General features: G+C 60.8%; 14 protein-coding genes. 6 read left to right on the top strand and 8 right to left on the bottom strand.

Annotation, left to right across the window (positions count from 1 at the left end; genetic code table 11):
• The first annotated feature begins 12 nt into the window (after positions 1–12).
• The 5 genes from CAF90_RS18925 to CAF90_RS18905 all read left to right on the top strand — a co-directional run bounded on the left by CAF90_RS18925 (position 13) and on the right by CAF90_RS18905 (position 3,515).
• Positions 13–1,506, top strand: a complete 1,494-nt coding sequence (locus CAF90_RS18925) for an RNA polymerase factor sigma-54 (RefSeq protein ID WP_011332472.1) — start codon at positions 13–15, stop codon at positions 1,504–1,506.
• A 73-nt stretch (positions 1,507–1,579) separates the two neighbouring features.
• Positions 1,580–1,888 carry a ribosome hibernation-promoting factor, HPF/YfiA family gene (gene hpf, locus CAF90_RS18920; protein WP_007953578.1) on the top strand — a complete coding sequence of 103 codons (309 nt, stop codon included), beginning with the start codon at positions 1,580–1,582 and terminating at the stop codon, positions 1,886–1,888.
• Positions 1,889–1,899: 11 nt separating this feature from the next.
• The gene (gene ptsN, locus CAF90_RS18915; RefSeq protein ID WP_007953580.1) at positions 1,900–2,364 is read left to right on the top strand and encodes a PTS IIA-like nitrogen regulatory protein PtsN; all 465 of its coding nucleotides are present in this window, start codon (positions 1,900–1,902) and stop codon (positions 2,362–2,364) included.
• Positions 2,365–2,366: 2 nt separating this feature from the next.
• Entirely contained in the window at positions 2,367–3,224 is an 858-nt protein-coding gene (rapZ, locus tag CAF90_RS18910) for an RNase adapter RapZ (RefSeq protein WP_007953582.1), read from the top strand.
• A gap of 15 nt (positions 3,225–3,239) precedes the next feature.
• Entirely contained in the window at positions 3,240–3,515 is a 276-nt protein-coding gene (locus tag CAF90_RS18905; RefSeq protein WP_007953585.1) for an HPr family phosphocarrier protein, read from the top strand.
• 39 nt (positions 3,516–3,554) lie between these two features.
• Here the strand turns inward: CAF90_RS18905 and CAF90_RS18900 are convergent, their stop codons facing one another.
• The 6 genes from CAF90_RS18900 to pmbA form a co-directional block, all read right to left on the bottom strand.
• The gene (locus CAF90_RS18900) at positions 3,555–4,448 is read right to left on the bottom strand and encodes a ZIP family metal transporter (protein ID WP_085608078.1); all 894 of its coding nucleotides are present in this window, start codon (positions 4,446–4,448) and stop codon (positions 3,555–3,557) included.
• A gap of 30 nt (positions 4,449–4,478) precedes the next feature.
• The gene (locus CAF90_RS18895) at positions 4,479–5,090 is read right to left on the bottom strand and encodes a superoxide dismutase (protein WP_085608077.1); all 612 of its coding nucleotides are present in this window, start codon (positions 5,088–5,090) and stop codon (positions 4,479–4,481) included.
• Position 5,091: 1 nt separating this feature from the next.
• Positions 5,092–5,532, bottom strand: coding sequence for a hypothetical protein (locus tag CAF90_RS18890; protein WP_007953590.1), 441 nt, complete (start codon positions 5,530–5,532; stop codon positions 5,092–5,094).
• A 27-nt stretch (positions 5,533–5,559) separates the two neighbouring features.
• Entirely contained in the window at positions 5,560–6,936 is a 1,377-nt protein-coding gene (locus CAF90_RS18885) for a lyase family protein (RefSeq protein ID WP_007953592.1), read from the bottom strand.
• Positions 6,917–7,324 (bottom strand): FagA protein, encoded by a 408-nt coding sequence (locus CAF90_RS18880; RefSeq protein WP_085608076.1) that lies wholly within the window; start codon positions 7,322–7,324, stop codon positions 6,917–6,919. Before CAF90_RS18880 ends, CAF90_RS18885 begins: the two co-directional genes overlap by 20 nt.
• 162 nt (positions 7,325–7,486) lie before the next feature.
• Positions 7,487–8,833 carry a metalloprotease PmbA gene (gene pmbA / locus CAF90_RS18875; protein ID WP_039769277.1) on the bottom strand — a complete coding sequence of 449 codons (1,347 nt, stop codon included), beginning with the start codon at positions 8,831–8,833 and terminating at the stop codon, positions 7,487–7,489.
• A 108-nt stretch (positions 8,834–8,941) separates the two neighbouring features.
• On the opposite strand from pmbA, the gene yjgA reads away from it, so the two are divergent.
• Complete coding sequence (gene yjgA / locus CAF90_RS18870) at positions 8,942–9,466, top strand: ribosome biogenesis factor YjgA (protein ID WP_007953598.1); 525 nt, start codon at positions 8,942–8,944, stop codon at positions 9,464–9,466.
• Positions 9,467–9,517: 51 nt separating this feature from the next.
• On the opposite strand, the gene tldD is transcribed toward yjgA, so the two are convergent.
• Together tldD and CAF90_RS18860 are read right to left on the bottom strand one after the other, a co-directional pair.
• Complete coding sequence (gene tldD, locus CAF90_RS18865; RefSeq protein ID WP_007953601.1) at positions 9,518–10,960, bottom strand: metalloprotease TldD; 1,443 nt, start codon at positions 10,958–10,960, stop codon at positions 9,518–9,520.
• Positions 10,961–10,965: 5 nt separating this feature from the next.
• The gene (locus tag CAF90_RS18860) at positions 10,966–11,826 is read right to left on the bottom strand and encodes a carbon-nitrogen hydrolase family protein (protein ID WP_007953603.1); all 861 of its coding nucleotides are present in this window, start codon (positions 11,824–11,826) and stop codon (positions 10,966–10,968) included.
• Positions 11,827–11,860: the final 34 nt, after the last annotated feature.

The raw sequence follows: 11,860 nt of genomic DNA, 5'->3' as shown, positions 1-11,860 counted from the left end.
TAAGCCCCTGCCATGAAACCATCGCTAGTCTTGAGAATGGGCCAGCAGCTGACGATGACACCGCAGCTGCAACAGGCCATCCGCCTGCTCCAATTGTCGACCCTGGATCTGCAACAGGAAATCCAGGAGGCTCTGGAATCCAATCCGATGCTCGAACGCCAGGAAGACGGCGACGACTTCGACAACTCCGATCCCATGGCCGACAACGCCGAACAGAAGCCCAACACCGAGATCCAGGAACCCTCCTATCAGGAGACCGCGCCGACAGTCGATAACCTCGAAGACGGCGAATGGAACGAGCGAATCCCCAACGAACTGCCCGTCGACACCGCCTGGGAAGACGTCTATCAGACCAGCGCCAGCAGCCTGCCGAGCAGCGACGATGACGAGTGGGACTTCACCACCCGCACCTCCGCCGGCGAGAGCCTGCAAAGCCACCTGCTGTGGCAGTTGAACCTGGCACCGATGTCCGACACCGATCGCCTGATCGCCGTCACCCTGATCGATTGCATCAACAATCAGGGCTACCTCGACGAAACCCTCGAAGAAATCCTCGACGCCTTTGATCCGGAGCTCGACATCGAGCTGGACGAGATCGAAGCCGTCCTTCACCGCATTCAGCAATTCGAACCGGCCGGCATCGGCGCACGCAACCTGGGCGAATGCCTGCTGCTGCAATTGCGCCAGCTGTCGGCCAAGACCCCTTGGCTGGCGGAAGCCAAGCGTCTGGTCACCGATTACATTGACCTGCTCGGCAGCCGCGACTACAGCCAGCTGATGCGCCGCATGAAGCTCAAGGAAGACGAGCTGCGCCAGGTCATCGAACTGGTGCAGAGCCTCAACCCGCGCCCCGGCTCGCAGATCGAATCCACCGAAGCCGAGTACGTGGTGCCTGACGTCATCGTGCGCAAGGACAACGAGCGCTGGCTGGTCGAGCTGAATCAGGAGTCGGTGCCACGCCTGCGAGTCAACGCCCAGTACGCCGGTTTCGTGCGCCGCGCCGACACCAGTGCCGACAACACCTTCATGCGCAATCAGTTGCAGGAAGCCCGCTGGTTCATCAAGAGCCTGCAGAGCCGCAACGAAACCCTGATGAAAGTGGCCACCCAGATCGTCGAGCACCAGCGCGGCTTTCTGGAGTACGGCGACGAAGCCATGAAGCCGCTGGTGCTGCATGACATCGCTGAAGCCGTGGGCATGCACGAGTCGACGATTTCCCGCGTGACCACGCAAAAATTCATGCATACCCCACGGGGCATATATGAACTGAAATACTTTTTCTCCAGCCATGTGAGCACCTCCGAAGGCGGTGAATGCTCGTCCACGGCGATCCGCGCGATCATCAAGAAACTGGTTGCCGCGGAAAATCAGAAAAAGCCGTTGAGTGACAGCAAGATCGCTGGTTTACTGGAGGCACAAGGCATTCAGGTGGCTCGCCGCACCGTCGCCAAGTACCGCGAATCCCTCGGGATCGCGCCTTCGAGCGAACGCAAGCGGTTGATGTAAGCCACGTTACAGCGTTCCAGTGGCAGGCTCTTCGGCCTGCCGCTTTATGCACTGGCAACGAAGGAGAAGCTGTATGCAAGTCAACATCAGTGGACACCAACTGGAAGTTACCCAACCTCTCCGTGAGTACGTTGAGCAAAAGCTCAAGAGGCTTGAGGGACATTTCGACAAGATCACCAACGTGCAAGTCACGATGTGCGTCGAAAAGCTGAAGCAGAAAATCGAAGCCACGCTGCATATTCCCGGCAACGAGGTCGTCGCAAACGCGGAACATACCGATATGTACGCTGCGATCGACGCGCTGACCGACAAGCTTGATAAACAACTCAAAAAGCATAAGGAAAAGACCCAGAGCCTGCTTCAGGGCGCTACCGGTCGATAACCCCCACCCCCATGATCCGACTTGAAAGTATCCTGACCCCCGGCCGTTCCCTGGTGAACGTGCCGGGCGGCAGTAAAAAGAAAGCCCTCGAACAAATTGCCAACCTGATCGCCCGGGAAGTCCCGGATCTGGAGATGCAAGATGTCTTCGAGGCATTGATTGCCCGTGAAAAACTGGGTTCCACCGGTTTTGGCAACGGCATCGCCATTCCTCACTGCCGCCTCAAGGGCTGCGAAGCGCCGATCAGTGCGCTGATGCACCTTGATGCTCCTATCGATTTCGACGCTATCGACGGCGCGCCTGTGGACCTGCTGTTCGTCCTGCTGGTGCCGGAAGCCGCCACCGATGCGCACCTGGAACTGTTACGCCAGATCGCCAGCATGCTCGACCGCAAGGACGTGCGCGACAGACTGCGCAGCGCGCCAAGCAACGAAGCGTTGTACCAGGTTGTACTGGAAGAACAGAACAGGCCGTAACCATGCGCTTGATCATTGTCAGTGGCCGTTCCGGCTCGGGTAAAAGTACCGCCCTGGATGTCCTTGAGGACAACGGCTACTACTGCATTGACAACCTGCCGGCCGGCTTGCTGCCAGATCTCGCCGAGCGCGCGCTGGTCCACACCGAAATGCTCCAGCCGCTGGTTGCCGTCTCGATCGATGCGCGCAACCTGCCGAGCCACCTGTCGCGGTTTCCCGAGCTGCTTGAGGAAGTCCGCAGCCGGCATATCCAGTGCGATGTCCTGTACCTGGATGCCGATGACGAAACATTGCTCAAGCGTTTTTCGGAAACCCGTCGTCGTCACCCGCTCAGCAATGCCAACCGTTCTCTGGCCGAAGCCATCAACGATGAAACCGCTCTGCTGGGCCCGATCGCCGATCTGGCCGATCTGAAGGTCAACACCACCAACCTCAATCTCTATCAGCTGCGCGACACCATCAAACTGCGTCTATTGAACCAGCCGGAGCCGGGCACGGCGTTTCTGGTGGAGTCGTTCGGTTTCAAACGCGGCATGCCGGTGGATGCGGATCTGGTGTTCGATGTACGCTGCCTGCCGAACCCGTACTGGAAACCGGAGCTGCGCGCGCAATCCGGGCTCGATCAGCCGGTCGCCGAATATCTGGCGGCGCAGCCGGAGGTCGAGGAAATGTACCAGGACATTTACGCGTATCTGTACAAATGGTTGCCACGCTTTGCGGCGAGCAACCGCGCTTACGTCACCATTGCCATCGGCTGCACCGGCGGGCATCACCGTTCCGTTTACCTGACCGAACGTCTTGGCCAGGCGCTGCAGAAGACCCTGAAGAACGTCCAGGTTCGCCACCGCGACCTCAGCTAAAGGATTCACACCGCGATGCCTGCTCGTGAAATCGAAATCATCAACAAGCTGGGCCTGCATGCCCGCGCATCGGCAAAATTCGTCGGAGTGGCGGGCCAGTTTCCCGATTGCACGATCAGAGTGGGCCGCACCCCGGAAACCACGGTTGACGGTAAAAGCATCATGGCGATGATGATGCTCGCAGCCGGCAAGGGCACCAAGATCCACCTGAGTACCGATGGCCACCAGGAACAGGAAGCCATGGACGCGCTGGTGACCCTGATCAACAACTACTTCGACGAAGGTGGTTGAAAACGCTTGAAGCGAGGGAGCATGCTCCCTCCTCCCGGTTCATCCCAACGCGGTATCCATCACCATCATCAGACAGAAGCCGATCAGCAATCCCAGGCTTGCCAGCTTCTCGTGACCATTGCGTCGCGACTCCGGAATGACCTCGTGAGTCACCACCAGCAGCATAGCGCCTGCCGCCAACGCCAATCCCAAAGGCAGCAACAACTCGGCAAGACTGACCAGCCAAGCGCATAGCAGCGCGAACACCGGCTCGACCAGACCTGACGCGGCACCAATCAAAAACGCCTTGACCCGCGACATCCCGGCACCGGCCAGTACCAGTGCAATCACCAGCCCTTCCGGCACATCCTGCAAGGCAATGCCCATCGCCAGACTGTCTGCGTCCGGCATCCCACCACCCGCCGAGACGCCGACCGCCATGCCTTCCGGGATGTTATGGGCAATGATGGCGAACACGAACAACCAGATCCGTGGCGGAATCACCGGATGCTCGACAGTGCCGATGAGCATTTCCGGCGAGGCACCCGACACCCGGCGATCAACCAGATACAGGCCGAACGCCCCGAGCATGATGCCGAAACAGATCAGGCCACTGGCGCCCCATGGGCTCAGGCCCAGACTTTCGGCAGCGGCAATCCCGGGCACGATCAGCGAAAACGCGGTCGCGGCCAGCATCACTCCGGCACCAAAACCCAGCAGCGTATCGCCCAGTGCCTGAGGCATGTTGCGGATCACCAGCACCGGCACCGCTCCGAGCGCGGTGCCGAGGGCGCAGATCGCGCCGCCCTGCAATGCCCGCGACAATCTCGGCTCCAGATTCAGCCATTCCAGTCCGTGGGCGACCAGCAAGGTCATGCCCGCCAACAGCAGCAGCGATCCAATTGCGTAACGAAACATACGCCCACTTCCGATCGCCAGTGTTTCAGTGCCCATAGTCAGCCTTGGATTGTTTTTATAGGAGACTTAAACCAGCGCGGCCTGATAGCGCGCAGCGACTTCTGGCCAGTTGATCACGTTGTAGAACGCGCTGATGTATTCCGGCCGACGGTTCTGATAGCGCAGATAGTAGGCGTGCTCCCACACGTCGAGGCCGAGAATCGGCGTGTTGCCGTTCATCAGTGGGCTATCCTGGTTACCGCTGCTTTCCACCACCAGTTTCTTTTCCGGGGTGACGCTGAGCCAGGCCCAGCCACTGCCGAAGCGGGTCAGTGCGGCTTTGGTGAAGGCCTCTTTGAAGCTGTCGAGGCCACCCAGTTGCTCATCGATCGCCTTGGCCAGCGCGCCGTCCGGCTTACCGCCACCGCCGGGCACCATCACTTCCCAGAACAGCGAATGGTTGGCGTGACCGCCGCCCTGATTGATCACCGCCGCGCGGAGTTTTTCCGGCAGTTGCTGGACACTGGCAACCAGTTTCTCCACCGGCCATTCCGCGAACTCGGTGCCCTCGACCGCAGCGTTCAGGTTATTGATGTAGCTCTGATGATGCTTGGTGTAGTGGATCTCCATGGTTTGCGCATCAATGTGCGGCTCCAGTGCGTCATAGGCGTAAGGCAAGGCTGGCAGGGTAAAAGCCATTTCAATGGACTCCATGGTGATGTGGGGCAGGCGCGCGGCGCGCATTGCCGGTATCCGGGTGCAGCAAACGCTGGGTGCGCGGGTATTCGCCGTGTTCGCTGATGAAATTGAGCAGCTCGACGTAGGTTTTGCTGCTCTGGCGAAGAGCTGCTTCACGCAGCGCCGGGCGCAGGCGCTCGTCCTGCATGGTCTGCAACAGGCGCTGGTGGATCGCGCACAGATATTCGGCGCTCTCCTCCGGCTGATTCAGGCGCAGATGCAGGTCGGCCAGGTTGTGATGAGAAATGACGCAGGCCGCCACCGCTTCGTCGGCATCGGCCCAGCGCTCGAACAACACCTGCGCCAGGGCCAATGCTTGCAGGTAGGCCTCGCGGGCATCGATCAGCTCGCCCAGCATGAAGCAGCGATTGGCCCGTTCGATCGTGCGTTTCCAGTGCTCCATGGTGAACCTCCAAAGCGGTTGCGGTGCTTACACGCCGCCGGCGGTGAGCTTCTCGGGATTGAGCAACTCTTCCAGCTGGCTGCGCGACAGGTCGGTGTGTTCCAGCGCGACGTCGATCACCGGACGGCCCTGTTTGTAGGCCTGCTTGGCGATTTCGGCGGCTTTCTGGTAACCGATGATCGGGTTGAGCGCAGTGACCAGAATCGGGTTGCGCGACAGCGCTTCCTTGAGGCGCGACTCGTTGACCTTGAAGCTGGCAATCGCCTTGTCACCCAGAAGACGGCTGGAGTTGGCCAGCAACTCGATGCTGCTCAACAGGTTCTGGGCGATGATCGGCAGCATTACGTTCAGTTCGAAATTGCCCGACTGCCCGGCGATGGTGATCACCGAGTCATTGCCGATCACTTGCGCGGCGACCATGGCGGTGGCTTCCGGAATCACCGGATTGACCTTGCCCGGCATGATCGACGAGCCCGGTTGCAGGCCTTCCAGTTCGATTTCACCGAGACCGGCAAGCGGGCCGGAGTTCATCCAGCGCAGGTCGTTGGCGATTTTCATCAGCGAAACGGCAGTGGCCTTGAGCTGCCCCGACACGGCTACAGCAGTGTCTTGTGAGCCGATCAGGGCGAACAGATCCTTGCCCGGTGTGAACTGGACGTTGGTCAACTGGCTCAATTGGCGGCTGAAACGCGCAGCGAATTCCGGATGCGCATTGATCCCGGTGCCGACCGCCGTGCCGCCCTGGGCCAGGGATTGCAGGCTTGGCAGCAAATCCTGCAGGTGACCGATATTGGCCTTGAGCTGCTGCGCCCAACCGTTGAGCACCTGGCTCATGCGCACCGGCATGGCGTCCATCAAGTGGGTGCGGCCGGTCTTGACGTGGTGATGGACTTGCTCGGACTTGCGTTCGATCACTTGCACCAGATGCAGCAGCGCTGGCAGCAGTTGTTCATGCAAGGCCAGCGCGGCGCTGACGTGGATGGTGGTCGGAATGATGTCGTTGCTGCTCTGCCCGCAGTTGACATGGTCGTTGGCGTTCACCGGCTCTTCGAGCAGACGGCTGGCCAGGGTGGCGATCACTTCGTTGGCGTTCATGTTGGAGCTGGTGCCGGAGCCGGTCTGGAATATATCCACCGGAAAATGCTGCATGAAGTCGCCTTCCAGCAGACCTTGGGCGGCATCGCTGATGGCTTTGCCTTGCGCGGCGCTGAGCTGGTTGAGTTCGACGTTGGCGCGGGCGGCGGCCGCTTTCGCCAGAATCAGGGCGCGGATGAACTGGGTCGGCATCGGTTTGCCGCTGATCGGGAAGTTATCCACTGCGCGCTGGGTCTGCGCGCCGTAGAGAGCGTCCACCGGCACCTGCAGTTCGCCCATGCTGTCGCGCTCAATACGTGTCTTGGTCATCGGTAAATCCTTGGACTAATTCAATGAGAGGAATCGAGGGTTGCAACTCGCAGGTGGCGAGCTGCCAGGTGTAGCTTTGCCAGCGTTTGAGCCGGCATTTGCACAACGACAGGCGCTCCATTTCACGCAGCGGGCGCCAGGCCTGATCGAGGCAGAGGCTGCGCCAGTGCCACGGCAACGCGATGTCGGTGGCCGTGTCGAGCAGCAGACGGAAAGAGGTTTCGGCGACCGTCCAGGGCGAGGTCGCCGTGCAGCAGGCCAGGTATCGACCTTCGGCCAGGTAGTGTTCGATCAGGCGCGGTTCGTCGGGATCCATCGCGCAACGGATCTGGCGACTCATCCAGCGCCAGCTTTCGAGATACGGCTGCTCGTGCAAGGCAGAACTCATGATCCTGGGCTCATCCGATAATGAGATTTATTATTAGATGATAATGAGAACCAAAACAAGAGCGGCTTTTTTGCTGCCTTCACCAACCCGAAAAATTTGCGAACACAAAAAAAGGCGCGCCACCCAATCGGGTGGCGCGCCTTTTTTGTAACTGCCTGCGGCTTAGCTGCCCGCGACCGTCATCTTCTCGATCAACACCGAACCGGTGCGAATGTTGCTGCGAAGCTCCAGATCGTTACCCACCGCGACGATCTGCTTGAACATGTCACGCATGTTGCCGGCGATGGTCACTTCCTGCACCGCGAACTGGATTTCACCGTTCTCGACCCAAAAACCCGCCGCACCGCGCGAGTAATCACCGGTCACCATGTTCAGGCCATGGCCCATCAACTCGGTGACCAACAGGCCACGCCCCATACGCCGCAGCAAGGCAGCCTGGTCTTCATCGCCATGGGTGACGAACAGGTTATGCACGCCGCCCGCGTTAGCGGTGCTCGGCATGCCGAGTTTGCGACCGGAATAAGTGCCAAGGATGTAAGAGACCAACTCGCCTTTCTCGACGAACGGTTTGGCATAGGTCGCCAAGCCGTCACCATCGTAGGAAGCACTGCCCATGGCACGCATCAGGTGCGGACGCTCGTCGATGGTCAGCCATTCCGGGAACAGCTTCTGCCCCAGGGTGCCTTCGAGGAACGACGATTTGCGATAGAGACTGCCGCCGGAAATCGCCGACAGGAAACTACCGAACAACCCACCCGCCAGTTCCGCCGAAAACAAAACCGGCACTTCGCAGGTCGGCACCGGACGCGCACCCAGACGGCTCGCCGCCCGCTGTGCCGCACGCTGACCAATGCTCACCGGATCCGCCAGCAAGCTGCCCTGACGGTTCACGTCATACCAGTAATCGCGCTGCATCTGGCCATCGGCTTCTGCAATCATCACGCAGCTCAGGCTGTGTCGGGTCGAAGCGTAACCACCGATGAAACCGTGGCTGTTGCCGTACACGCGGCAGCCCTGATGGGTGCTCAACGTGGTGCCATCGGCATTCTTGATGCGCGCATCGGCGTCGAACGCGGCGGCTTCGCAGAGGAGTGCCTTCTCGATGGCCTGTTCCGGAGTGATGTCCCATTGGTGGAACAGGTCGAAATCCTGAATATCCCGGGCCATCAGCGCGGCATCGGCCAACCCCGAGGCTTCGTCTTCGGAGGTGTGCTTGGCAATCGCCAGCGCCGCAGCGACGGTTTCGCGAATCGCATCCGGCCCGGTGGCGGACGTACTGGCCGAACCCTTGCGCTGGCCGACGTACAACGTGATGCCAAAACCTTGATCGCGGTTGAACTCGACCGTTTCGACTTCACGTTGACGCACCGACGTCGACAGGCCCTGCTCCAGCGACACCGCTACTTCGCAGGCACTGGCACCCTGACGCTTGGCTTCGGCGATGATCTGCTCGACCTGTTCCTGCAGTGCCGGCAATGCCTGTGGGCCGACGCTTTCAACTGCACTCATGCTCATCTCCACTCAAATTCTGCTTTCGGCTGGGGCCTTCGAGCGACCGGGCCGGACAAGCGGCCCCCGACTGGTTATCATGGCGGCGTTTCTTTGCGGACTGCCACCATGGTTGATTCTTACGACGACTCCCTCGATACGGGAGAAAAAAGCAAATCCCAGGTCAAACGCGAGCTACATGCTCTGGTTGACCTTGGCGAGCGCCTTACAACGCTCAAGCCCGACTTGCAGGCAAAACTGCCATTGACCGACGCTTTGCGCCGGGCCCTGGCCGATGCGCCCAAGCACACCGCGAACATCGCGCGTAAACGGCATTTGCAGTTCATCGGCAAACTGATGCGCGATCAGGACACTGACGCGATTCTCACCTTGCTCGATCAACTCGATGCCTCTACCCGTCAGTACAACGAGCGTTTCCACAACCTCGAACGCTGGCGTGACCGCCTGATCGCCGGTGACGATGCCGTGCTGGAGAAATTCGTCGTCGATTACCCGGACGCCGACCGCCAGCAACTGCGTTCCCTGATCCGTCAGGCCCAGCACGAGGTTGCGCAAAACAAACCTCCTGCCTCAAGCCGCAAGATCTTCAAGTACATCCGTGAGCTGGACGAGACTCAACGCGGTCTGCGTTGATATTCGCCACCGGGTGGCCGCACCGCGCGCCACCCGAAGCTCCATCCCTTCTTACGCGCCCGTGCCACCCACGGTGATCGCATCGATTTTCAGGGTCGGCTGACCGACACCCACCGGCACCGACTGCCCGTCCTTGCCGCAAGTCCCCACACCGCTGTCCAGCGCCAGGTCGTTACCGACCATCGACACCCGGCTCATCGCTTCCGGACCGTTGCCGATCAACGTTGCGCCTTTGACCGGCGCAGTGATCTTGCCGTCTTCGATCAGATAAGCCTCGCTGGTGGAGAACACGAACTTGCCGCTGGTGATGTCGACCTGACCGCCGCCGAGGTTGGCGCAGTAGATGCCCTTTTTCACCGAGGCGATGATTTCCGCCGGATCGCTCTGGCCGCCGAGCATGTAAGTGTTGGTCATCCGAGGCATCGGCAAGTGTGCGTAGGATTCGCGACGACCGTTGCCTGTGCGGGCCACGCCCATCAGCCGCGCATTGAGCTTGTCCTGCATGTAACCCTTGAGCACGCCGTTTTCGATCAGCGTAGTGCACTCGGTCGGGGTGCCTTCGTCGTCGACGCTCAGGGAACCGCGACGACCGCTCAGGGTGCCGTCATCGACGATAGTGCAAAGCTTGGATGCAACCATTTCGCCCATGCGACCGCTGTAGGCGGAACTGCCCTTGCGATTGAAATCGCCTTCCAGACCGTGGCCGACCGCTTCGTGCAGCAGCACGCCGGACCAGCCCGAACCCAGAACAACCGGCAAGGTGCCGGCCGGTGCCGGAATCGCTTCCAGATTCACCAGCGCCTGACGCAGCGCTTCACGGGCATAACCCATGGCGCGGTCTTCAGCGAGGAAATAACGGTAGTCGGTACGCCCGCCGCCGCCATGGCCACCACGCTCGCGACGGCCGTTCTGCTCGACGATTACGCTGACGTTGAAGCGCACCAGCGGACGCACATCGGCAGCCAGGCCACCGTCGGTCGAAGCTACCAGAATCCGTTCCCAGACCCCGGCCATGCTTACGCTGACCTGTTGGATACGCGGATCGAGGGCGCGGGTCGCAACGTCGATGCGCTTGAGCAGTTCGACTTTTTCAGCGCGGCTCAGGACTTCCAGCGGGTTATCCGGCGCGTACAACTGGGCAACGTCCTGGGTACTGAACGCCTGCACCGTGCCGTTCTGCCCGGCGCGGGAAATCGAACGGGCCGCACGGGCCGCTGCGCCGAGGGCTTCGAGGGTGATCGCGTTGCTGTAGGCGAAACCGGTTTTCTCACCGGACTGCGCCCGCACGCCGACACCCTGGTCGAGGTTGAAACTGCCTTCCTTGACGATGCCGTCTTCCAGCGACCAGGACTCGGAAATCTGCCCCTGGAAATACAGGTCGGCCGCATCTATGCCTGGACCCGCCAGATCACCGAGCACGCCCTGCAGGCTCTCGATCGTCACGCCGCCGGGCGCCAACAGGTGATCACTGACTGAGGACAACAACTCGCTCATAGGTTTTACGCCTTAAATTCGTGTTCTGAAGCAGGTCGCTGTGCGCCCTGCGAAAAAAACCGCCGATGACCCGTCACCGGCATTCGCGCCCGGATGGACGCTTGTTCATTGCTGTCGCGTTCGGCCAGCAACACGGCTTCGCCTTGTTCCTGCTGCGCCAGCACGCGGCCCCACGGGTCGACAATCGCCCCGTGGCCAAAGGTTTCACGCGGCCCCGGATGCGTCCCGCCCTGGGCTGCCGCCAGCACGTAACACTGGGTTTCAATGGCCCGCGCGCGGATCAGTACATCCCAGTGCGCCGCCCCCGTCACTGCGGTGAAGGCCGACGGTGCGGTAATCAGTTCAGCCCCGGCTGCGCGCAATTCGCTGTACAGCTCCGGGAAGCGCAGGTCGTAACACACTGTCAGGCCCAATCGCCCCACAGGCGTGTCTGCGACCACCACGCCGCTGCCATAAGCATAGTCATCGGATTCGCGGTAACGGCCGCGATTGTCTGCTACGTCGACATCGAACAGGTGCAACTTGTCATAGCGTGCAACGATTTCGCCCTGATCGTTCACCAGCAACGAGCAGGCATGGGACTTCGCCTCGGGCTGCCCCACCGGCGGTAACGGCAAGGTGCCGGCCACAATCCATAACCTGAGGTCGCGGGCGGTCTGTTTCAACCACGGCAGGATCGGGCCTTCGCCGAGCGCTTCGGCGCGGCCGATATCGGCGATGTCGCGACGGCCCATGGCGGCGAAGTTTTCCGGCAGCACGGCCAGCTTCGCACCGGCGCTGGCTGCTTGTTCGAGCAAACGTCGGGCATCGCGCAGATTGGCCAGCACATCGCTCTGGCTGACCATTTGAATCACCGCTAAAGACATGGCGCACTCCGCAAGAGGTATGCGGCCATGCTAC

It is taken from the genome of Pseudomonas sp. B37(2017) (assembly GCF_002112885.1).
GTDB classification, from domain to species: Bacteria; Pseudomonadota; Gammaproteobacteria; order Pseudomonadales; family Pseudomonadaceae; genus Aquipseudomonas; species Aquipseudomonas paraglycinae.
Note: the sequence above shows the minus strand (reverse complement) of the source record. Positions and strands in the feature narration are given on the sequence as shown.